The following is a 22,340-nucleotide window of genomic DNA, read 5'->3' on the forward strand; positions in this document are numbered from 1 at the left end:
ATAAGATCCGGCGATGATCACTAGAAAACGGCTGACGACCGGGGTGGGCATAGCGCTCGCCACCCTGGCCGCCGGGCTCGGCACCGCGATCCCCGCCGCCGCCGACGAAGCCCCCGCCGCTCCCTCCCCCAAGGTCGAGCTGGTGCTCGACGTCAGCGGCTCGATGCGGACCCGCGACATCGACGGCCAGTCCCGGATGGCCGCCGCCAAGCAGGCGTTCAACGACGTGCTGGACGCGGCGCCCGAGGAGGTGCACCTCGGCATCCGGACGCTCGGGGCGGACTACCCGGGCGAGGACCGCAAGGTCGGCTGCAAGGACACCAAGCAGCTCTACCCGGTCGGCCCGCTGGACCGCACCGAGGCCAAGGCCGCGGTCGCCACCCTCGCTCCGACCGGCTTCACCCCGATCGGCCCGGCCCTGCTCGGCGCGGCCGACGACCTGGAGGGCGGGGACGGTTCGCGCCGGATCGTGCTCATCACGGACGGCGAGGACACCTGCGGGCCGCTCGACCCGTGCGAGGTGGCCCGGGAGATCGCCGCCCGCGGTACCCACCTGGTCGTGGACACGCTGGGCCTGGTGCCCAACGCCAAGATCCGCCAGCAGCTGACCTGCATCGCGGAGGCCACCGGCGGCACGTACACCGCCGTCCAGCACAAGGACGAACTCTCCGGCCGGGTCAAGCAGTTGGTGGACCGGGCCGCCGAGCCCGTCGTCACTCCGGTGGCGACGGAGGGAGCCGGGAGCTGTTCCGCCGCGCCCGAGCTGGGGCCGGGTCTCTACACCGACCGCGAGAAGATCGGCGAACACCGCTGGTACCGCGTCGACGTGCTGCCCGGTCAGGAGCTGCGCGCCTCGGCGAGCGTGGCGGCCGACCGCGCCGTGGACGACGACTACGGGGTGCTGCTGCGCGCGGTGACCGTGCACGGCCGGGAGATCGTCCGGGGTTCCGAGGCCGGGACCGGCCGCACCGACGTGATCTCGTCCGGGCTGCGCTATCCGAAGCCCGAGCTGGAGGACGGCGACGACGGCAAGCCCGCCGCCGAGACCGTCTGCCTCCAGCTCGCCCACTCCTTCTCCGCGCCCGCCTCGGTGAAGCGTTCCCCCGGCCTGCCGGTCGAGCTGACCGTGGACCTGGTGGACGGACCCGACAACGCCTCGGACGTGGCGGCCCTCGGGCTCGGCCGCGGCTGGTGGCTGCTCGGCGTGCTCGTCCTGACCGGACTGGTCGCGGGCCTGCTCACCGGCTGGATCTCGCGCTGGCACGTCGCCGTATGGAGGACCAACTGATGCGCACGAACCCTCGCCGCACCCACGGCGCCCGACGCGCGCTGACCGGAGCGCTGCTCGCCGGACTGACCCTGCTCACCTCCGCGGGCGCGGCCGCGGCCGACGACCCGTCGGCGAGCGCGAGCCCCGCCGGCGACGGGGCGGGCCCGACCGAGGCCGGGACCACGTTCCGTACGGCCACCGCACTGGAACAGGGGCAGACCGGCACCGCCCGGGCCTCGACGGGCGACTACCTGTACTGGGTGTTCCCGGCCGACGCCGGTCAGCGGCCCACCGTCGAGGCCACCGTGAAGCTGCCTTCGAGCGCCCGGAGCTCCACGTCCACCTGGCAGATCGATGTGTACGACGGGCTGCGCCGCCGCCAGGCCTGCATGTACGGGCACCAGACCAGGAAGGCGGCGGCCGACGCGGCCTCCGTCGAGCTGTCCTGCGTGCTGCGGACCGTGCGGTCCTGGTCCGAGCCGTGGGCGAGCGACCCGCTGCCCGGCAGCTACTCCATCCGACTCACGGTGGTGGACCTGCCCGCCGCCGACCTCGGGCTGCCGGTCGGCGTCGAGGTGAAGGCGGTCTCGAAGGAGCAGGGCGGGGCCCATGACGTGGACGGCGCGCTCTCCGAGCCGCTGGTCCCGGGCGTATCGGTCGCCTCGGCGGGCGACGCGGGTTCGGCGGGCGACGCGCATGCCGCCCCGCGGGTGCCGTCCGCCGGTGAGCCGGAGGACGGCTGGGCGTCGGGCTGGTGGACCGACCGCTGGCTGTGGACCGCGGGCGGCGGCGTGCTCGCCGCGCTGGCGGCCGTGTTCGGCTACTCGCTGACGCGGGGCCGGGGCCGGCCGGCCCACGTACCGCCCGGCGTCTGAGAGACGCGGGACGCCGGTCCCCGGGTGGCGGCCTCCCCCGGCCTCGCGGATCCTGGCCCTCGACAGGGGCGGGATCTTCGAGGCCGGGGAGGCACGACCGGTGTGGCAGTTCTTCGCGGACAACCCGTGGGTGGCGGTGTTCGCCGTGATCACGCTCGGCGCGCTGCTCGGCATGGTGCGCTTCGGCCCGGTCCGGCTCGGCGCGGCCGGGGTCCTCTTCGTCGGCCTCCTCGTCGGGGCGCTGGACAAGGACATCGCCGCCGCCGTGCCGGCCGGGGTCTCGGCGCTGGGCCTGGCGCTGTACGTGTACACGGTCGGCCTGGAGTCGGGCCCCGCGTTCTTCCGTGAACTGCGCGGCCAGCTCCCGGTGATGGCCGGGGCCGTGGTGGCCCTGGCCATCACCGCGGCGGTGGTCGGCTTCGTCGGACACCGCTGGTTCGGCATCGACGGGCCGTTCCTCGCGGGCGGGTACGCGGGCATCGGGACCACCACCCCGGGCCTCGCCGCCGCCCAGGACGCCTCCGAGGACCCGACGCAGCCCGCCGTGGGGTACGCCATCGGCTACCCGCTCGCCGTCGTCATCACGATCATGTTCGTCTCGGCGATCGCGGCCCGCCGGCACTGGACCGCCCGCCGGGACCCCGACTCGGGCCTGCCGGCCACCCTCGTCACCCGTACGGTCCAGGTGACCCGGGACCTGCGCTGGGCGGACGTGCCCGGCGTCGCCGCGCACCGGGTGCTGGCGAGCGAGTACCGCTCCGCCGACGGCGTGACCCGGGTCGCCCGGGAGCTGGGCCGCCTCTCCCCCGGCGACCAGGTCGTGCTGGTCGGCGGCGAGGACGACGTACGGGCGGCGACGGACGCGATCGGGTCCCTCGCCCCGCGCCATCTGCTGGACGACCGCAGTGCGGTGGACTATCGCCGGGTGCTGCTCACCAACCCGGACCTGGCCGGGCACACCGTCGGGGAGCTCGGGCTGGGCGAGAAGTACGGGGCCGTCGTCAGCCGGGTGCGGCGCGGCGACTTCGACATGCTCGCCCACGACGACCTGCTGCTCCAGCTCGACGACCGGGTACGGGTGGTCATGCCGCGCGAGCGGACGGGCGAGGTCACCACGTACCTTGGGGACACCGAGGCGAAGGTCAGCGAGGTCAGCGCGGTCAGCCTGGGCCTCGGTCTCACCCTGGGCTTCCTCATCGGCATCCCCTCCCTCACCCTGGGCTCCACCACACTCGCCCTGGGCACCGGGGCGGGACCGCTGGTGATGGGAATGGTCCTCGGCTGGCGCCGGCGCACCGGCCCCCTGGTGTGGACCCTGCCGACCCGCGCCAACCTCACCCTGCGCCAGATCGGGCTGCTGCTCTTCCTCGCCGTCGTGGGGCTCACCTCGGGCTACTCGTTCCGGGAGAACGCCTTCTCGCTCTTCGGGCTGAAGCTGGCGGCCGTGCTGGCGATCGGCGCGGTCGTCAGTTACACCCTGATGGTGCTGGTCGCGAAGGTCCTGGGGCAGAGCCGGGAGCGGACCATGGGGCTGCTGTCGGGCTACGTCGGCAACCCGGCGATCGTGGCGTACGCCAACAGCCGGGCGAGCGACAGCCGGATCAACAACGGCTACTCGACGCTGTTCGCGCTCGCCATCCTGGTCAAGATCGTCTGCATCCAGCTGATCGTCGGCCTCTGACCCGCGCCGTCCGAATCGTGCCTACGCTGAACCCCTCACCGGACGGGGCGGAGGGAGACGGGATGGGCGTGACGACGACGTACGTACGGTTCCAGAGCACCGAACGGAGCCCCCGGGGCCACTTCCCCGGCATCTTCGCGCTGGCCAACGGTCTGTCCCGGGAGGGCCGCCTGACGGAGGAGCAGCACCGATTCTGGCGGGCGGCGAACGACTGGTACGACGCCGCCTACACCGACCCCTCCCGGGTCGACCCCGCGGTGTACGACCCCGGGGTGAACCCGGGGGCGGTGGCCTGGTTCAAGGGGACGGCGACCCACCTGCTGGACCGGATCCCCGGCTATCTCGCGCTGCTGGCGGCGCACGGAGTGCCGTTCGAGCGGCTGGAGTCGGCGGATCCCGGCCGGATCGTGTACGAGGACGAGCACCAGGTCGTCGTGGTGCCGCGCCCCCGGAGCGTGCGCCCGACCGCTGACCTCAACTCGCGCCCCCCGCACGGCACCTGACGGATTCCGGCCACGCCGGTCGTCGCCCTGGTGGAGCGCCGCCCCCATCCTGTTCGATGGGGCTCGAACAGTCGCGCGCCGGCAGTGGCGTGCCCCAGGGAGCGGAGTTCCTCGATGTCCACGCAGACCGGCCCGGCACCCGACACCCAGCCTCGCGGCCATGCGTTCGTGCCGGGGCCCAAGGGGCTGCCGCTCGTGGGAAATCTGCCGCAGTTCGGCAAGAACCCCCTGGCATTCTTCGAACTCCTGCGTGGCCACGGGGACATGGTGCGCTGGCGGTTCGGCCGCAACCGGTGCGTCTTCCTCGCCGACCCGGACCTGGTGGGCGAGTTGCTCACCGAGACGGAGCGCACCTTCGACCAGCCGAAACTCGGCATCGCGTTCCGTACGGTGCTGGGCAACGGGATGCTCGTGGCGCGGGGCCGGGACTGGCGGCGCAAGCGCTCACTGGTGCAGCCCTCCGTGCGGCCCAAGCAGGTCAAGTCGTACGCGACCACGATGGCGGGCTGTGCGGTGGAGCTCGCGGACCGGTGGGCGGACGGCCAACGGGTCGACGTCAAGCGGGAGATGTCCGCGCTGACCCAGAAGATCGCGGTACGCACGATCTTCGGGGTGGACACCCCCGCGGACTCCGAGGCGATGGGGCGGGCGATGGACATCGCCCAGATGGAGATCGGCAAGGAGTTCGCCGGGCTCGGCGCACTGCTGCCGGACTGGGTGCCGACCCCGGGCCGGGCGCGGATCAGGAAGGCCGCCGCCGTCATCGACTCCGAGGTGCGCCGCGTCGTCGCCCGGCACCGGGACGGCGAGGAGGAACGTCCCGATCTGCTCAGCCGGCTGCTCACCGCCGTCGACGAGAGCGGCACGCGCCTCAGCGACGAGGAGATCCGGGACGAGGCGGTCACGCTGTACATCGGCGGTCATGAGACGACGAGTACGACGCTGGTGTGGGCGTGGTATCTGCTCGGCCGCGACCCCCGCGTCCGCGACGCGCTCGCCGAGGAGCTGGACCGGGTCCTCGGCGACCGGGAGCCCGGTTTCGAGGACTACGCACAACTGCACTACACCCAGGCCGTGGTGAAGGAGACCCTGCGACTGTTCCCGGCGATCTGGCTGATCACCGGGATCGCGAAGGAGGGGGCGACGATCGGCGGCCTGCCGGTGGAGGAGGGCACCCGGGTGTGGAGCAGCCAGTGGGCCACGCACCGCGACGCGCGGTGGTTCCCCGAGCCGGAGGAGTTCCGGCCCGAGCGCTGGGACGCCGAGGACGGCGACGAGATCCCGGAGTACGCGTGGTTCCCGTTCGGCGGCGGCCCCCGGGTCTGCATCGGCACGCGCTTCGCGATGGTGGAGTCCGTCCTTCTCCTCGCCGTGCTGGCCCGCCGTTTCACCCTGGACGTGGACCCGGGCGAGATCACGCCGCTGACGGGTCTGACGCTCCAGCCGGACCGGGACGTGCTGGCGACGGTCCGGGCGCGGTAGCGGGACGGGCGGACAGCGGTCGGTGCCCGGCTCCTGGGGACAGGGGCCGGGCACCGGGCGGTGTCAGTCCTGCGGAAGCCACTTCTTCCAGACGTCCGGATGGCGCTCGATCCAGCGCTTCGCCGCCTCCTGGGGGTCCAGCTTCTGCGAGGCGATCATCTCGGAGACCTCGTTCTGGTCCTTCTCCGACCAGTGGAACTTCTTCAGGAACGCGGACGCCTCGCCGCCGCGCTCGGCGAAGTCGGCGTTGAGGAACTTCTGCAGCGGTGTCGTCGGGTACGCGCAGTCGATGTCCGCCGGGTCCTTGGCGGCGCACTCATCGGTGTACTCGGGGAGCTTCACCTCGACCATCGGCACCTCGTTGAACAGCCACTGCGGCTGGTACCAGTAGCTGAGGAAGGGCTTCTTCTCCTTGGCGAACTGCTGGATCTGGGTGATCTGGGCCGCCTCGGAGCCGGCGAAGACCACCTTGTAGTCCAGGTCCAGGTTCTTCACCAGGGCCACGTCGTTGGTGACGTAGGACGGCGAGCCGTCCATCAGCTGGCCCTTGCCGCCGCTCTCGGCGGTCTTCAGCTCGTCCGCGTACTTGTCGAGGTTCTTCCAGTCCGTGACGTCCGGGTGCTGGTCCGCCCAGTACTTCGGGACGTACCAGCCGATGTGGCCGGTGACCCCGAGGTCGCCTCCCGGGACGATGGTCTTCTTCTCGTCGACGTACAGCTTCTCCTGGTCCGGGTGGCCCCAGTCCTCCAGGATCGCGTCGACCCGGCCCTGGCTGAGGGCGTCCCAGGCGGGGACCTCGTCGGTCTGGACGAGGTCGACGCGATAGCCGAGCTTCTCCTTGAGGAGCTGCTCCGCCACGGCGACGTTCGCCTGGGCGCCGACCCAGGACTGGACCGAGAGGGTGACCGTCCTGACGCCGGCGGGGGCCGCGAAGGGCGAGGCCTGCTTGGTCATGTCGGCGGCGCCGCAGCCGGCCGTGGCCAGCAGGGCCCCGGCCGAGGTGAGCGCCACGAGCAGGCGGGTGCGGGATCGGTTCATCTCAGCTCTCCTGTCGCTGGCGGCGGGTGGTGGGCTGGGTGACCCGGTCCAGCATCAGGCCGAGGCAGACGATGGCGGCTCCGGCGACGAGGCCGGTGGCCAGGTCGCCCTGGGCGAGGCCGAGGACGACCTCGTAACCGAGTGCGCCCGATCCGACGAGTCCGCCGATGATGACGACGGCGAGGACCAGGACGACCGCCTGGTTGACGGCGAGCAGCAGGGAGGGCCTGGCCAGCGGGATCTGGACCTGGCGCAGTTGCTGGCCGGGGGTCGCGCCGAGCGAGCGGGCGCACTCCATGGCCGCCGGGTCGACGCCCCGCAGTCCCTGGGTGGTGATGCGGATGACGGCGGGCAGCGCGTAGATCACCGCGGCAGCGGCGGCGGGGGCGCGGCCGACGCCGAAGAGGGCGACGACGGGGATCAGGTAGACGAACTGCGGCATGGTCTGGAAGACGTCCAGGACCGGTCGCAGCAGCCGCTCCAGGCGTTCGCTGCGGGCCGCTCCGACGGCGACGCCGAACCCGATGACCAGGGTGACGGCGACGGCGGCGAGCACCTGGCTGAGGGTGTCCATCGAGGGTTCCCACACGCCGAGTACGCCGATCGCGGCCATGGCGAGGACGGCGGTGGCGGCGGTGCGCCAGGTGCCGATGGTCCAGGCGAGGGCGGCGACGATCAGCAGCACCGACCACCAGGGCAGTCCGGTGAGCCCGCTGCGCAGCGGGTTGAGGACGCCGCTGGTGAAGTGGGCGGCGAGGTCGGCGGTGCCGCCGACGACGGGCACCCCGGTGTAGAGGTGGTCGACCATCCAGTCCTTGGCGGTGTTGACCGGTCCGGCGATGGCCACGGTCACGTCCTCGGGCCAGACCCGGCCGTCGGTGGCCCGTCCGGCGACGGCGACGGCCGCGGTGAGCCCGGCGGCCAGGGACCAGCCGCGCCAGCCGCGCAGCAGGGCCGGGCCGGTGGGCTCGGCGCCGATACGGCGGCCGGCCGCCTCCGTCGTACGGTCCAGGACGACGGCCAGCAGCACGATCGGGATGCCCGCGGCGAGCGCGGCGCCGACGTCCACGGAGGACAGCGCCTGGTAGACGCGGTCGCCGAGGCCGCCCGCGCCGATCACGGAGGCGATGACGGCCATGGAGAGCGCCATCATGATGGTCTGGTTCAGGCCGAGGAGGAGTTCCTTGCGAGCCAGCGGGAGCCGGGCGCTCAGCAGCCGCTGCCGTCCGGTCGCGCCGAGCGAGGCGACGGCCTCCATCACACCGGCGTCCGCGCCGCGCAGGCCGAGCGCGGTGAGCCGGGCCATCGGCGGAGCCGCGTAGACGACGGTGGCGAGGACGGCTCCGGGGACGCCGATGCCGAAGACCAGCACCACCGGGAGCAGATACGCGAAGGCGGGCAGCACCTGCATGGTGTCGAGCACCGGGCGCAGGACGCGGAACGTGCGGTCGGACAGTCCGGCCGCCAGCCCGAGGAGCAGTCCGAGCACGACGGAGGCGAGGACGGCGACGACCATCAGCGCGAGCGTCTGCATGGTCGGCACCCACATGCCGAGCAGCCCGCAGAGGAGGAAGGAGACGGCCGCGGTGAGGGCGAGCCGGATCCCCGCGACACGCCAGGCGACGGCGGCGGCGAACACGGTGACGCCGGCCCAGCCGAGGGCCAGGAGGACCAGGTAGACCCCGCGTACGGAGAGCACGACGGCGTTGCTGATGTGGCCGAAGAAGTAGAGGAACAGCGGGTGGCTGTCGCGGTTGGAGACGATCCAGTCCGTCACGTCGCCGAGCGGCGCGGAGAGGTCGGCGGTCAGCGCGTCGGGCCAGACGCCGCCTCCCCAGCGGCCGTGCACGAGCGGGACGACGACGGCGGCGACGAGAGCGAGCAGCAGAAGCTTGGCCGCTGCCGGGCGGTCGCGGAGTACGGCCAGTGGTCCCCGGCGCGCGCCCGCCTGCGCGGGACGGGCCGGGGTGGCCTGGGCGGTGGCCATCAGAGGGTCACCTCGCGGGGGCCGTCCGGCGCGTCGGAACCGGCGGGGGTGTCCGGGGCGCCGGTCGCGGAGGCGGTCGTGTGGCCGGGGCCGGTCGTTCCCGCGACGACGTCGAGCAGACACGCGTGGTCGACGACGCCGACGAGCCGGCCGCCGTCCATCACCCGGGCGGCGGGGTCGCCGGAGCGGGAGACCGCTTCGATGGCCTCGTGGACGGTGGCCCCGGGGCGTACGGCCGGGCCGCGCTCGCTCTCCCCGGCGAGCGCGGGCCGCATGGCCGTGGCAACGGTGAGGACCTGCTCGCGCGGCACGTCGCGGACGAACTCGCGCACGTAGTCGTCGGCCGGCGAGCCCACGATCTCCTCGGGGGTGCCGAGCTGGACGATGCCGCCGTCGCGCATCAGCGCGATCCGGGTGCCGAGGCGCAGTGCCTCGCTGAGGTCGTGGGTGATGAAGACCATGGTGCGGCCCTCCTCGCGGTGCAGCCGGACCACCTCGTCCTGCATCTCTCGGCGGATCAGCGGGTCCAGCGCGCTGAACGGCTCGTCGAAGAGGAGGACGGACGGGTCGACGGCGAGCGCGCGGGCGAGCCCGACGCGCTGCTGCTGGCCGCCGGAGAGCTGCGACGGACGGCGGTCCTCCAGACCCGCGAGACCGACCTTCGCCACCAATTCCGCCGCCTTGGAGCGGCGTTCGGCCTTGCTCAGGCCCTGGATCTCCAGGCCGTAGGCGACGTTGTCCAACACCGTGCGGTGCGGGAGCAGTCCGAAGTGCTGGAAGACCATCGCGGCGCGGTGGCGGCGGAGTTCGCGCAGCCGGGAGCGGTCCATCGCGAGGACGTCCTCGCCGTCGATGGCGATGGTGCCGCTGGTGGGCTCGATCAGCCGGGTCAGGCAGCGTACGAGGGTCGACTTGCCGGAGCCCGACAGGCCCATGACGACGAAGACCTCGCCCTTGCGGACGTCGAAGGAGACGTCGCGCACGGCGGCGGTGCAGCCGGTGGCAGCACGCAGTTCGGCGGGCGGGAGCGCGGCGTGCTCGCCGCCGGGGATCCGGTCGGCCTTGGGGCCGAAGACCTTCCAGAGGTCGCGCACGGAGAACACGGGGTTCTCGTCGGCCCCGGTGTTCCCGGTGGCCTTGAGGGTCTCGGTTCCGGTCATCGGGCATCGCCTCCGGTGCTGGTGCTGGTGACCGGCGCGGTGGCACGCACCCGGTCCGCGAGGAGTTCGGCGCACTTCTCGCCGACCATCAGGACGCCGATCATCGGGTTGACGGCGGGCATGGTGGGGAAGACGGAGGCGTCGGCGATCCGGATGCCCTCCAGGCCCCGGATGCGCAACTGCGGGTCCACGACGGCCTGCTGGTCGTCGGCGGCGCCCATCCGGCAGGTGCCGGCCGGGTGGTAGACGGTGTGGGCGACCTTGCGTGCGTACTCGCTGATGTCCTCGTCCGAGGTGACCTCGGGCCCGGGGCAGACCTCGCGCTTGAGCCAGTGGGCCAGCGGTTCGGTGGCCGCGATCTCACGGGCGAGCTTGATGCCGTCGACCAGGGTGCGGCCGTCGTGGTCGTCCTCGTCGGTGAAGTAGCGGAAGTCCAGGGCCGGCTTGACCTCGGGGTCGGCGCTCGTGAGGTAGAGGCGGCCCCGGCTGCGCGGCTTGGGGATGTTCGGGGTCATCGACACCCCGTGCTCGGGCTTCTCGTAGCCGAGCCGCTCCGGGTTGTCGGTGAACGGGATCTGGTAGAAGTGGAACATCAGGTCCGGGCCCCGGGATCCGGGGTCGCGGCGGACGAAGAGTCCCGCGTCGGAGTCCATCGCGGAGTTCTCCGGGATGGGCCCGTCGGTCTCCCAGACGATGACGGACTCGGGGTGGTCGAGCAGGTTCTCGCCGACGCCCGGAAGGTCGTGGCGTACGTCGATGCCCAGTGCCGCCAGGTCCTCGCGCGGACCGATCCCGGAGTGCAGCAGCAGCCGGGGCGTGTCCACCGCGCCCGCGCAGACGATGACTTCGCGGGCGGCGCGCAGCAGGATCTCCTCGCCGTCCTTCGTCCGCACGTGTACGCCGGTGGCGCGGGTGCCGTCGAACTCCAGCCGGTACGCCCAGGTCTCCAGCAGGATCCGCAGGTTGGGGCGGTCGCCGGCCTCGATGTGCGGATGGAGGTAGGCGACCGAGGCGGAGGAGCGCTTGTTGTTCTCGGGGTGGTAGGCGAGGTCGAAGAAGCCGACGCCCTCGTGGAACGGCTCGCTGTTGAAGCTGTCCACGCGCGGGACCCCGGCCGCCTGCTGGGCGGCGTCGACGAAGTCGCGGGCGATGGCGTTGCGGTCCTTCTCGTCGACCGGGACGATGTTGTTGCGCAGCTTGGCGAAGTACGGGTCCATCGCGGTCGCGCCCCAGCCCTCGGCGCCCGCCTCGGCCCACTCGTCCCAGTCGCCGGGCAGCGGCTTGAAGCTGATGAGGGTGTTGTGCGAGGAGCACCCGCCGAGGACCCGGGCCCGGCTGTGCCGGATGTGGGAGTTGCCGCGCGGCTGCTCGGTGGTGGGGTAGTCGTAGTCGAGGTCGCCGCCGAGCAGGCCGAGCCAGCGCCGCAGGGTCAGCACGTCGTCGCGGTCGATGTCGGTGGGGCCGCCCTCGATGACGGTGACGGTGACGTCCGGGTCCTCGGTGAGCCGGGAGGCGATGACCGATCCGGCGGTGCCGCCGCCGACGATCACGTAGTCGGCCACGGGGCCGTCGGGGACAGCGGTGCTGCGGGGGGTGGAGGGCATCGGTCACTGCTCCTTCTGCAAGGTTCGTGCGTGTACGTGGTGCTGCGAACAGCCGGGCGGGACCGGACGGCGGGTGTTCCGTCCGGCCCCCGCAGGCTTCAGCCGGCGAACCAGCGCTGGGGGCGCGGATTCAGGTTCTGGTAGATGTGCTTGGACTCGCGGTACTCGGCGAGCCCCGTCGGGCCGAGCTCGCGCCCCGTGCCGGACTTTCCGAAGCCGCCCCACTCGGCCTGCGGCAGGTAGGGGTGGTAGTCGTTGATCCACACGGTGCCGTGGCGCAGCCGCCCGGCGACCCGGCGGGCCCGGCCCGCGTCGGTCGTCCAGACGGCGCCCGCGAGGCCGTAGTCGGTGTCGTTGGCCAGCGTGATGGCCTCTTCCTCGGTACGGAAGGTCTCGACGGTGAGAATCGGGCCGAAGGTCTCCTCGCGGACCACCCGCATCTCCCGGTGGCAGCCGTCGAGGACGGTCGGCCGGTAGAAGTAGCCGCCCTCGGGCCGTACGTCGCTGGGGGCCGGGCGTTCGCCGCCGGCCCGGACGACGGCGCCCTCCTCGCGGGCGGAGGCGACGTACGCCTCGACCTTGGCGAGCTGCTGGGCGGAGACGAGGGGGCCGCACTCGACGCCGTCGAAGGTGCCCCGGCCGAGGCGGATGGCGTCGGCGCGGCGGGCCAGCTCGGTGACGAACCGCTCGCTGACCGAGTCCTGGACGATCAGCCGGGCCCCGGCGGAGCAGACCTGGCCGCTGTGGAAGAACGCGGCGTTCAGTGCCTGGTCGACGGCGGTGTCGAAGCCCTCGTCGGTGGCGCAGGCGTCGGCGAAGACCACGTTGGGGTTCTTGCCGCCCAGCTCCAGGGCGACCTTCTTCACGGTCGGCGCGGCGGCCCGGGCCACCTTCGTACCGCTGGCGAGGCCGCCGGTGAAGGAGACCAGGTCGACGTCGGGGTGCTCGGACAGCCGGGCGCCCACCGGGTCGCCCGCGCCGGTGACGAGGTTGGCCGCGCCGTCGGGAAGACCGGCTTCGGAGAGCAGCCGGATCAGGTGGACCGTGGAGAGCGGGGTGACCTCGCTGGGCTTGAGCACGAAGGTGTTGCCGGCGGCGAGGGCCGGGGCGATCTTCCAGCTGGCCTGCAGGAGCGGGTAGTTCCAGGGGGCGATCAGGGCGCAGACGCCGACGGGCTCGTGGACGACGATGCTGTGGACATCGGGGTCGCCCGCGTCGACGACCCGGCCGCCGCTCTCGTTCATCACGAGGTCGGCGAAGTAGCGGAAGGCTCCTGTGACGTCGTCGACGTCGACCCGGCCCTCTTCGAGGGTCTTGCCGGTGTCGCGGCTCTCGGTGATCGCGATCTCCTCGCGGTCACGCTGGAGCAGCTCGGCGACCCGGCGCAGCAACCCGGCCCGCTCGGCGACGGGCTTGTGCGGCCAGGGGCCGTCGTCGAAGGCGCGCCGCGCCGCCGCGATCGCGGCATCGGCGTCCTCGGCCCCGCCCTCCGCGACGACGGCCAGGACCGTGGCGTCGGCGGGGTCGATGACCTCGCGCGTCGCGCCTGATCCGGCGGCCCGCCAGGTGCCGTCGATGTGGATGGTTTCGAGCGCCGACATGTCGATTTTCGCCTTCCGTGCCTGAAATGCCCCCTCCGGTTCGGCCGGGGCGTGCTGCGCGGTGAACCGGGGTACGGCCGCACCAGCGGCCTGGACCCCTCCCCGGTCCGGCGAAATGTATGCCGAGAATTTCACTCAGAGTGATGCGCCTCACGCGTGCAGGCCTCCCCGAGGGGCTCCCGAACTCCCCGTGCGGGCGGCCCGGTGCTGGTCAGGCGGGTGGTCGTGGGGCAGCCAGCCAGTGGGCAGCGTGCTCCCACACCTCCGGCCCCTCCCCCGCGACAGCGGCGGCGAACCGCTCCGGGCGGGCGAGGAGCCGCCGGTGGCCGGGGTGGAGCGCGGTGTGCGCCAGCAGCCAGCCCGCCAGCGGATGGGGATCCCCCGGCGCCTCGGACCAGCGCTCCCGGTACGCCTCCCGTGCCGCGGCGGCCTCCCCCCGGACCAGCAGCACATCGGCGCGGACCGGTGGCGTGGCCCGGGGGCGCCCGCCGCGGGCGACCGTGACCGACGCGGCGTCCACAGCGGCGTCCGGAGCGGCGACCGACGCGAAGTCCGGCCCGATGTCCGGAACGGTGACGTCCAGGGCGCTGTCCGGCGCGATGTCCGGGCGGAGGTACAGCGCGCCCCGCGCGTCCTGCCAGTGGGGACGTTCCGAGGCCGGGACGAACAGGGGCTGCCGTACGGGCGGCGGCGGAGCCCCCGTGCGCAGCGCCGCGCCCAGACCGGCCCGCTCCTCGTCCGCGCACCGCAGATTGCGCAGCCGCCACTCGACCCGGTGGCCGGCCGCCGCCGCCCGGGCCCGGGCCACGGCCCGCCCGTCCACGGGTTCGCGGAGCCAGCCGTCGACGGTGCGGGTGAGTCCATGGACGAGCCGGCGGCCGGGCCCGGTGAGCACGGCGCGGGTCGCCAGGGTCCGCAGGACCGTACGGGTCTGGATGCGGCGGAGCGCGAACCGGAAGGGTGCCAGGTCCAGCGGATCGGCCGCCCGGTCCCCGATCCGGTCCCGCCAGAATCCGGCGACGCCGACGAAGGCGTACGCCCCGTGGAGAAGTCCCGGCAGATGACGCGGGTCCGGGCGCCACGGGGCGTAGTGCTCCTCCTCCCGATCGTCGTCGAGCATCGCGAAGAGGTGCAGCAGCGCGCCGAGTTTGCTGTGCTGGAACTCGTGGACCATCGTCTCCGCGAGCGCCGCGCCGTCCGGTGGCCGGGCCACCACCATGGACCCGAACGCGTCGGCGGTGGACGCGCTGAGCCCGGCGACGGGGCCGTGTCGCAGCCGTCCGGGCCAGGGCACGATGCGCCCGATCTCCTCGGGGCGCAGGGTGCCCGGCCCCGTACCGCCGGAACGCCCGCCGGGGCCGGAGGCGGGGCCGAGCAGCGCGACCGCCTCGGCGAAGAGGCGCTGCCAGACGTCGAGTTCGCGCGGGGTGAGGCGTCGGGGCGGGATCGGCCGGTCGAGGTCGCGGTACGGGTCGATGTCGTCCAGGGCGACCTCGGGCCCGCCCGGCCGGACCGGCAGCCGGTGCGTCGGCCACCACAGGGCGCTCTGCGGCGCGGTGAGCGGCCGCACGGTCAGCGGTTGCGCCCCGGTGCCCCGCCCGGTCGGGACGAGGAGCAACTCCCCCTCCCGTACCCGCGCGTGGACCGGCTGGAAGCCCAGCAGCGGGGTGCCCGGCAGCCGGGCGAGGCCGAGCGTCGGCAGGGCCACCGCGCCCTCCCTCGCGGGCACGACGAGGTCCGCCGCCGTCCCGGCCCTCAGCGCGGCCACCACGGCGACGCCGGCCAGGTGTCCGGCGTCCACCCAGAGCGGCGAGCCGACGAAGGTACCGTGCAGGCGGCGCAGCGCGTGGGCGAGCCAGCTCCCCACCTGCGGACTGAGCAGCAACTCCTCCACGCAGCCCGGCCTTCGGACCTCGGACTGTTCCGCGGTCCGCCAGATGGCGCCCAGGTCGGCGGGTCCGAGAAGCGCGGGCCGCTCCTCCAGCCGGCTCAACAACTCCCGCAGCAGTACGAGGCGTCGGGACCGTTCGCCCTGCACGAGGAAGCCGACGGCCTCCGCCGAACCACCGCCCGCCGCGAGTTCGTCGAACCAGTGGCCGGGCATCCGCGTCGGTCTGTGCACCCGCGCTCCTCTGTCGTGGTCCCGACGTGACCCGCGGGGCCTCTCCCGGGCGGGCCGCACAGCGCTCAGTCGGCGCGAGCGGTGGGGGGTTCGGACAGCGTGCTGGTACGCGCTCTTCGGATCTCGTCCAGCAGACGCTGTCCGGGCGCGGGAGCGAGGGCGCGCACGGTGGCGACGCCCACCTCCGCGAGGTCCGCCACATCGGACTCCAGGTAGTCGACCGGATCACCGGCCGATGCCGTCTGCTGCAAGGCCTTTTCCCCCTTCTCGGTCCGGCGGCACACGATGCCACCTGTCCCTTCCCATCATGACGAATGGGCCGCCTTCCGGAAACCCGTGCGATCACGCCGTACGATCACGGACCCGGCGGGCCGGCCCCGTCCTCGGCCAGGAACTCCCGCAGGGCTTGCTCCAGTTCGACCGCCCTGCCGGGGTCGTCGTCGAGCAGGGTGACGGCCCGGTAGAGGTCCCAAGGCCCCTCCGGGCGCCGCCGCAGCGTCCGCAGAATGCCCAGGATGTCCGTACGGGGCACCGCGTGCCGCGGCATCCGCGCCACCAGCACCGGGTCCAGCTCCCCGACCATCGTCTGGCGTTCGTCCCGGTCGCTCATCAGCGGGTAGGCGAGGAGCGCCTCGACCACCCGGACAAGCCCGCCGCCCGTCCGGTCGGGTCCGGGGCGGACTCCGTTCGCCGACGGCGGTGTCGCCGGACGGGCGGGCAGATGCTCCGCGTGGCCGGGGCGGTGCAGTTGGAGCGTGGGGAGCTGGGTGTGGCTCTCCTCGGCGCGCAGCCGGTCGAACCGGTTGCGGACGGCCGCGAAGAGCGCCTCCGGGTCGGGAGCAGGACCGCCGGGCAGGGCGGCCAGCTCGCGCAGGAGGATGTCCGAGAAGACGCCCAGGCCGCGCACGGGGTCGTTGGCCGCGCGCTGCCCCCGGTCGGCGGCCAGCAGCACGTTCTGCCGGTGCACGCGCAGTCGCTGCCCGGCGGGGAGGCTCCCGTCCGGGATCGTGACCGCCGGGCGGTGGCGCTCCTCGAAGGTCCGGCAGGCGTCCACGACCCAGTTCTGCTCCGTGAAGCCGGGCAGGACATCGCTGCTCAGGCGGCGGCGGGCGGACTCCAGGTCGATGTTGCGGCGGTCGGCGTCGGTGGCGTCGGCGCAGTAGAGCCGCAGGTGTTCGTCCCGGTCGAGAACGCCGTGCCCGCCCCACCAGACCCAGAGCACGTCCCCCTGCCGGGAGGGCAGTTCGTGGACCAGGACCCGCCGCAGGGTCTCGTGGTCGGCGGCGCGGTGGCCGGCGACGGTGACCGTCCCCTCCGCCGGGGCGAGGTGCAGCAGGATGTTGGCGTCCGGTACGCCCGTGGACCGCAGCCAGTCCCGGAAGCGCAGTGCGTCGCGGACCGGCCCCGGCAGCGTCCAGCGCGGGCCCGCCGCATAGGCCTCGACGCCGACGACGAGCGCCACCACCCGCGCCGGGTCGACACCGCCCGCGCTCACGGCAGCCGCTCCGCGATGGCGCGGTAGACGGCCGGATCGGTCCAGTAGGCGCTGTGGGCGGCGGGGAACGGTTGCCGGTTGTCGGTCGCGATGTCCTCGGCCCGGCCGGGGAACAGCGGTGCGGCGGCGAAGCCGAGCAGGTCGCGGCGGTCGTGGATGTTCAGCCAGGCGGGGACGTGGGCGGGCAGCGGCTCCGGGTGTTCGAGGTGGGGCAGTGCCCCCGTCTCGTACAGGAACGGCCCCTGCGAGCCCACCGTGACCAGGAGCCGGACTCCGGGCAGCGGGGCCTCGATCAGGGTGTCGAGGGCGATGATCCCGCCGAGGCTGTGGCCGAGCAGGACGACCGGGGGCTCCACGGCGGCGACCAGCTCGCGCAGCGCGGCGCGCAGGGGGCCGCCGCGGACGAGGAACGTGAGCACGTCGCCCGCCGCCGGGTGGGCGGCCCCGGTGAGGGCGCGGCGGCGTCGCACCGCGTAACGGGAGCCGAGCCGCAGCAGCGGCCGGGCGGCCAGGCGGCCCACGGGCCCCCTGCTGGTACCGGGCGCCGCGGCGCCGAGCTCCCGGGCGATCCGGTCCACCGCGGCGTCGCGGGTGGCCCCGTCGGGGATCACGGGCGCGTCCTCGGCGAGGGCCGCGCCGATCACGGCGGCGACCAGCGCACGGGCCAGGAGCGTCGCCAGGGCTTCGGGATCCACGGCTTGGGCGGCCGGGGCGAGCAGTGGACCACGGGCCAGGGCGGCGGCCCGCGCACCGAGACCCGGGCCCAGATGCGGGGCGACCGCCTCGTCCCGGGCGGCCAGCGCCGCCAGCCGCTCCCGGAACTCCTCGTCGGGGAAGGCGGCGCCCGGCGGGATCTCGCCCGAGGGGTCGCGCGCGGCGGCGAGGGCCAGCTCCGCCTCCGGGTCGCGGTAGAGGCGCTCCCAGGCGGCGGCCTCGTCGTCCTCCTCGCTCCCCACGTCCCGTTCGGTGGCTCCGACCCCGTCGTACGGGATGCTGGCCCCGCCCGCCGCGAGCCGGGCCCCGTACCGCTCGCCCCAGTCGAGCGCCACGACCCCCACGCCCGGGGCGGCCTCGGCGAGCGAGGCCGTGACCCTCTCGCGGAGGGCCTCGGCGTGCGGCGGCCGCACGCCCGTGCCGTGGATGAATATGACCGTGGTCACGCGTCGCCCCCGTCAGTGGTCTCCCGGCCCGCCGGTCCGGGCCGGGTCCCGTGGTCGGTCCGGGCCGGGCGTCGCAGCGCCGTCCCGGTCCGTCGCCTCACAACGGAATCACCGTCACGTCGTACTCGATGCGCTGATGCAGCCGGGCGGAGGTCCGCCACGGGTGCTCATCCCCGAGGACGCGGGTCAGGCCCTCCACCGCCCGGGCGTTGAGCCGGTCCGCCTCCGCGGGGCGGCCGAGGCCGCGCTGGTCCAGCGAGAGGTTCGCGACGCAGACCAGGGTGAGGGGATGGTCCTCGCCCGCCACCTCGGTGAGCAGCGGCAGCGTGGCGCTGTCCACCTCCAGGGCGCCCGCGAAGTCCAGCCGGGCGTAGTGGTCGTTGGCCCTGCCCAGCGCGGCGGCCATCGTGTAGACGTGCCGCTCCCCCAGGTCCGCGCGGAGCCGTGCCTCCGCGACCGTGTCCAGCCGCTCGGCCTCCTCCACCTCGCCCATGGCCCGCAGGGTGGCGGCCACGTTGACCATGGCGCACAGGGTGTACGGGTGGTGCTCACCGAAGACGTCCCGATAGCGGTCCAGGATCTGGTGGCCGAGGCGCCGGGAGTCCTCCAGCCTGCCCGCGATCCTGCGGTCGACGACCGCCGCCATGGCGGCCCCCAGGGTCTCCGGGTACTCGGCTCCGTACCGGGTGGTGAAGCGCTCCAGGATCTCCTCGACCAGCTCTGCCGCACCCTCCAGGTGTCCGGCCCGGCGGCGGCAGATCGCGAGATTCAGCGCGGCCCGGATCGTCGCCGCGTTGGTGGGGCCGAAGTGGGTCCGGTAGGTCTGGTACGTCGACTCCTGCAAGGTCCGGGCCTGGGGGAAGTCGCCCGCCTCGCGGGTGTCCGCCGCCAGGGCGCTCAGGGTGTTGAGGGTGAGGCCGCTGGTCGGGCCGTAGAGCAACTGGCGTTGCCTGGCGGCCTCTTCGTCGATCTCCATCGCCCGCCGGAAGTCGCCGTTCACGCGCAGCGAGACGCCGTAGCTGTGGGCCGCGTTCAGCGTCGTCGGGTCCTCCGGACCGTAGAGGTCGCCGGCCCGTTCGAAGGCCTCGGCGCTCAGCTCCCGGGCAGCGTGGAAGTCGCCCCGGTAGCGCAGCGAACCGGCCATCTGGAGCATGGAGTCGATGAGCTCCTCCTCCGGGATCGGCGCGCTGCGCGAGACCTCCATGGCCTGTTCGCTCAGCGCCGCGGCCTCCGGGATCCGGCCGAGGTGCTGGAGGTAGAAGCCGAGCATCTTGGTGATCCGGATGACGTGCAGGTCCTCCTCGGCCGACTGCTCGCTCCAGGCCTCCCACGCCCGCCGGGTCAGGTCCGCGCCCGCCTGGTGCGCACCCCAGTAGTAGAGGAAGGTGACCATGTCGAACACCAGGTCCCGCACCCAGCCGTCGGAGCTGTCGACCGCGTCGGAGGCGACCACGTGGGGCAGCAGTCCGAGGTAGGCGGGCCACTGTTCCGGTGAGGCGGGCAGCCCGGGCTTGGCGGTGGTCAGGAGGAGGTGGGCGGCGTTGCGCATCGCCTCCCGCTCCTCCGGGGCCAGCCGGGCGACGATCACGTTCTGCATCAGCCGGTGCATCTGGAGCGTGCCGGCCTTGTGGTCGAGGCGTACCAGCGAGAGCTTGCTCAGGTCGCGGGTGGCGCGGGCCAGCAGCAGCGGGTCGCGCAGCACCCGGTCCAGCTCGGGGGTGATCTGGACGTTGCGGCCGCCGCGGAGCATGTTCAGCGGGATGGGCTCGGGTGCCATGCAGGCGCAGATCTGGAGCAGCTGGCGGGCGGCCGGGTTCTCGGCGGACAGCCGGCCGAGCGAGATGTCCCAGACCGCGGCGACGGGCAGCGGGTAGTCCGGGGACGGGGCCAGTTCGAGGATCTCGGGGCGGTGTTCGTCGAGCAGCTGGAGGTACTCGTCGACCGGCATGCCGGTGGCGGCGTGCCAGGCGCCGGCCTGTTCGACGGCCAGGGGCAGGTCGCCGAGCGCCTCGGCGAGCCGGCCCGCGTCATGGGTGCTCAGTCCCCGGGCCCGGCGCTGGAGCAGCGAGATGCTCTCCTCACGGTCGAAGACGTCGACGCTGAGGGGGGTGGCGACCCGTTCCCACTCCCGGTTGCGCGAGGTGACGATGATCTTTCCCGGTCCGCCGTTGGGGAAGTACGAGCGCACCGACTCGATGTCCTCGGCGTTGTCGAAGACCAGCAGCCAGTTGTCGAAGGGCTTGCCGGTGCGCAGGGCCTCGCGGACGGCGGGGACGGCGGTGTTCGCCTGCGGCCCGACCTCCAGGCCGAGGCCGGCCGCCAGCTCGGCGAGCGCGGCCAGGATCAGGCTCTCCTGCTCGGCGGGGATCCACCAGATGACGTTGTACTCGCCGCTGTGACGGTAGACGTACTCCACCGCGATCTGCGATTTGCCCACACCGCCGAGGCCGTGCAGTGCGTGCGGGAGGACCGCCGTCGTCTCGTCCTCGGTCAGCTGCCGCTCCACGGCGGCGAGAAGGGACTCTCGGCCGGTGAAGTTGGGGTTCTTGGGCGGCACGTTGCCCATGATCCTCGGCTGGCCCGAACGGACGACGCGTGCTTCCGGCGCTTTGACTTCCATCTCCTCGTGAGCCCTCCGGGCGGTGTTGTCAGCTGGTGCCGAGGTGTCAGCTGCTGGGGGTGTCGTGGGCGGCACGGGTCCTCCTGGTGAAACGACGCTGTCCGGTGGCAGCTTTGCCCAGTTCGGGGCATCTTTCAGCAAATCCGCATCGATCTCACCCGGCCGGGCAGGGGGGTCGTCCGGCGAACGCACCAGGCGGGCGGCCACCCTGGCGGCCCGGCCGGCGTAGGGGCCCGACAGCGCCCGCAGCACCGCCAGCTCGATCCGGAGCCAGGGGCGGGCGCCTGGCTCCGCACCGGGGAGGGCGGTCCGCACCGGGTCGTGGAGGGCCGCACGCAGCCGCGCACCGTGCCCCTGCCCCGTACGCAGCTCCGCCAGCAGGCCGACGGTGCGGGCGAGTTGGGTCCGGGTGCTGGTGGCGAGCAGTGCTTCGCGCACGTCGTCGGCGAAATCAGGACCGCTCCCGGCGTCGGCGTCCCAGTCGATCAGCCCGCCCATCATGACCTCGGCGAGGTGTTCGGGCCCGGCGTCCGGCAGGGCCAGGTCGCGCAGCTCGTCGATGACGGCGAAGTCCATGGGGGCGAGGGCCAGCAGGACGGCGAGCTGCCGGGCCAGCGGGCTGGCGAGCGAGCGGAACCTGCGTACGGCGGCGGCCGCCGCCCGGGGACCGTCGACGGCCGGGGTGCGCAGCCCCGGGGCGGAGGCGCCCTTGGCCATCGCCCCTGCCAGGACCACCGGCAGGGTGCGCCGCACGCCCCGTTCGCCGGTCACCAGGTCGGCCCAGGCGCGGAAGGACCCGGCGCGCACGCTGAGCACCGGTACGGGCACGGTGTCGTCGTCCGGTTCGGGCAGCGGCCGGACGGGGTCGTGCGCGCCGAGCGGCGGACGGAAGCGGAAGCGCCGGTTCGGGGCGCCGAAGCCTCCGGCGTCCAGCTGGGCGCGGAAGGGGAACAGCGAGGAGCGGTGGCGCAGATAGGGCGGCAGGAGGTGGACCAGCGCGGTGGGCCCGCCGGAGGTGAGCCGTTCCAGTAGCCGGTCGGCTCCGGGGCCCGCCCAGCCGTGGGCGAGTCCGTCCGTCACGACGAGGAAGAGCCGCGCGCCGCGGCCGTCGAGCAGTTCGGCGGGGTCGCCGTCGCGTCCGCCGGGCCAGCGCAGCGCGGGTTCGCCGGCCCCGGCGGGCAGGTCCACCCCGACCGTGCGGACGTCGCGGAAGGCCCCGCTGCGGGCCGCCTCTTCGGCGATCTGCCGGACGGTGCCGTGCCACGGCGGCATGGTGGGGGCCCGGTCGACGAGGAGCACCAGGTCGAAGGCCCGCTCGCGGTCGGGGAGGAAGTAGGGAACCCACAGTCCGTCGGTCAGTCCGTGCTCGGCCGTGCTCTCCTCGTCCAGCGCGCTCCGGCCCCCGGTGGGCACCCTGCGGCCCAGCCCGCGCAGCGACCTGGCCAGCCGCGGCGGGGCCGTCCGCACGGCCCGGGGGCGGGAGCCCGGCAGCCGTGCGGGGCCGGTGCGGGTGCGCTCCTGGACGGTCCTGATCTCCCGTTCGTACGCCGGTGGCCCGGGCAGCCCGGAGACCCCCGGCACGGCGTGGGGCGCGGGGTCGGACGCTGGGCCGGGCACCGGGCCGAGGAGCGGTTCGGGCTCTCCTGCGGGCGGAGGGCCGGCGGCCGGAGGCTGCCCGGAGCGGGACGTGTCGGGGCCGGGCGTGCCGGGGTGCCGTTCGGCGTGGGGCGGGTGGTCCGGGG

15 protein-coding genes are annotated in these 22,340 nt (G+C 73.9%); 5 read left to right on the plus strand and 10 right to left on the minus strand.

Translation table 11 applies throughout. The features are described 5' to 3' along the window. The first annotated feature begins 13 nt into the window (after nt 1-13). The 5 genes from HET64_RS10305 to HET64_RS10325 all read left to right on the plus strand — a co-directional run bounded on the left by HET64_RS10305 (nt 14) and on the right by HET64_RS10325 (nt 5,811). Nucleotides 14-1,288 carry a VWA domain-containing protein gene (locus HET64_RS10305; protein WP_215104037.1) on the plus strand — a complete coding sequence of 425 codons (1,275 nt, stop codon included), beginning with the start codon at nt 14-16 and terminating at the stop codon, nt 1,286-1,288. Further along, nucleotides 1,288-2,145 carry a hypothetical protein gene (locus HET64_RS10310; protein ID WP_215104039.1) on the plus strand — a complete coding sequence of 286 codons (858 nt, stop codon included), beginning with the start codon at nt 1,288-1,290 and terminating at the stop codon, nt 2,143-2,145. The genes HET64_RS10305 and HET64_RS10310 overlap by 1 nt, the downstream gene beginning before the upstream one ends. Before the next feature lie 100 nt (nt 2,146-2,245). Beyond that, nucleotides 2,246-3,826: a TrkA C-terminal domain-containing protein gene (locus tag HET64_RS10315; RefSeq protein WP_215104041.1), complete on the plus strand. Its 1,581-nt coding sequence runs from the start codon at nt 2,246-2,248 to the stop codon at nt 3,824-3,826. Nucleotides 3,827-3,888: 62 nt separating this feature from the next. After that, nucleotides 3,889-4,329: a hypothetical protein gene (locus tag HET64_RS10320; RefSeq protein WP_215104043.1), complete on the plus strand. Its 441-nt coding sequence runs from the start codon at nt 3,889-3,891 to the stop codon at nt 4,327-4,329. Between the two features lie 114 nt (nt 4,330-4,443). Beyond that, the gene (locus tag HET64_RS10325) at nt 4,444-5,811 is read left to right on the plus strand and encodes a cytochrome P450 (protein ID WP_215104045.1); all 1,368 of its coding nucleotides are present in this window, start codon (nt 4,444-4,446) and stop codon (nt 5,809-5,811) included. Between the two features lie 63 nt (nt 5,812-5,874). Here HET64_RS10325 and HET64_RS10330 read toward each other — a convergent pair whose 3' ends face one another. From HET64_RS10330 to fxsT, 10 genes are all read right to left on the minus strand, one after another. Beyond that, complete coding sequence (locus tag HET64_RS10330) at nt 5,875-6,849, minus strand: ABC transporter substrate-binding protein (protein WP_215104047.1); 975 nt, start codon at nt 6,847-6,849, stop codon at nt 5,875-5,877. A 1-nt stretch (nt 6,850) separates the two neighbouring features. Beyond that, nucleotides 6,851-8,836, minus strand: a complete 1,986-nt coding sequence (locus HET64_RS10335; RefSeq protein ID WP_215104049.1) for a proline/glycine betaine ABC transporter permease — start codon at nt 8,834-8,836, stop codon at nt 6,851-6,853. Continuing rightward, the gene (locus tag HET64_RS10340) at nt 8,836-9,996 is read right to left on the minus strand and encodes a glycine betaine/L-proline ABC transporter ATP-binding protein (protein ID WP_215104051.1); all 1,161 of its coding nucleotides are present in this window, start codon (nt 9,994-9,996) and stop codon (nt 8,836-8,838) included. The genes HET64_RS10335 and HET64_RS10340 overlap by 1 nt, the downstream gene beginning before the upstream one ends. Beyond that, nucleotides 9,993-11,600, minus strand: a complete 1,608-nt coding sequence (locus HET64_RS10345) for a GMC family oxidoreductase (RefSeq protein WP_215104053.1) — start codon at nt 11,598-11,600, stop codon at nt 9,993-9,995. Before HET64_RS10345 ends, HET64_RS10340 begins: the two co-directional genes overlap by 4 nt. Before the next feature lie 98 nt (nt 11,601-11,698). Next, the gene (locus tag HET64_RS10350) at nt 11,699-13,201 is read right to left on the minus strand and encodes an aldehyde dehydrogenase family protein (RefSeq protein ID WP_215104055.1); all 1,503 of its coding nucleotides are present in this window, start codon (nt 13,199-13,201) and stop codon (nt 11,699-11,701) included. A gap of 211 nt (nt 13,202-13,412) precedes the next feature. Continuing rightward, nucleotides 13,413-15,323, minus strand: a complete 1,911-nt coding sequence (locus tag HET64_RS10355) for an HEXXH motif domain-containing protein (RefSeq protein ID WP_215104056.1) — start codon at nt 15,321-15,323, stop codon at nt 13,413-13,415. Nucleotides 15,324-15,388: 65 nt separating this feature from the next. Beyond that, the gene (locus HET64_RS10360; protein WP_251145099.1) at nt 15,389-15,574 is read right to left on the minus strand and encodes a hypothetical protein; all 186 of its coding nucleotides are present in this window, start codon (nt 15,572-15,574) and stop codon (nt 15,389-15,391) included. A 104-nt stretch (nt 15,575-15,678) separates the two neighbouring features. Beyond that, nucleotides 15,679-16,818, minus strand: coding sequence for a caspase family protein (locus HET64_RS10365; protein WP_215104058.1), 1,140 nt, complete (start codon nt 16,816-16,818; stop codon nt 15,679-15,681). Then, nucleotides 16,815-17,978: an alpha/beta fold hydrolase gene (locus tag HET64_RS10370; protein WP_215104060.1), complete on the minus strand. Its 1,164-nt coding sequence runs from the start codon at nt 17,976-17,978 to the stop codon at nt 16,815-16,817. Before HET64_RS10370 ends, HET64_RS10365 begins: the two co-directional genes overlap by 4 nt. A 97-nt stretch (nt 17,979-18,075) precedes the next feature. Then, on the minus strand, nt 18,076-22,340 hold a 4,265-nt coding region (gene fxsT / locus HET64_RS10375), incomplete at its 5' end, for an FxSxx-COOH system tetratricopeptide repeat protein (protein ID WP_285801856.1).

The sequence above is a fragment of the Streptomyces sp. McG3 genome (assembly GCF_018619185.1).
In the GTDB taxonomy this organism is placed as follows: Bacteria; Actinomycetota; Actinomycetes; order Streptomycetales; family Streptomycetaceae; genus Streptomyces.

Coding starts and splice junctions, on each gene's coding strand:
- HET64_RS10350 (WP_215104055.1), bottom strand. CDS start 13,201: ATGTCGGCGCTCGAAACCATCCACATCGACGGCACCTGGCGGGCCGCC.
- HET64_RS10325 (WP_215104045.1), top strand. CDS start 4,444: ATGTCCACGCAGACCGGCCCGGCACCCGACACCCAGCCTCGCGGCCAT.
- HET64_RS10330 (WP_215104047.1), bottom strand. CDS start 6,849: ATGAACCGATCCCGCACCCGCCTGCTCGTGGCGCTCACCTCGGCCGGG.
- HET64_RS10345 (WP_215104053.1), bottom strand. CDS start 11,600: ATGCCCTCCACCCCCCGCAGCACCGCTGTCCCCGACGGCCCCGTGGCC.
- HET64_RS10335 (WP_215104049.1), bottom strand. CDS start 8,836: ATGGCCACCGCCCAGGCCACCCCGGCCCGTCCCGCGCAGGCGGGCGCG.
- HET64_RS10320 (WP_215104043.1), top strand. CDS start 3,889: ATGGGCGTGACGACGACGTACGTACGGTTCCAGAGCACCGAACGGAGC.
- HET64_RS10305 (WP_215104037.1), top strand. CDS start 14: ATGATCACTAGAAAACGGCTGACGACCGGGGTGGGCATAGCGCTCGCC.
- HET64_RS10340 (WP_215104051.1), bottom strand. CDS start 9,996: ATGACCGGAACCGAGACCCTCAAGGCCACCGGGAACACCGGGGCCGAC.
- HET64_RS10310 (WP_215104039.1), top strand. CDS start 1,288: ATGCGCACGAACCCTCGCCGCACCCACGGCGCCCGACGCGCGCTGACC.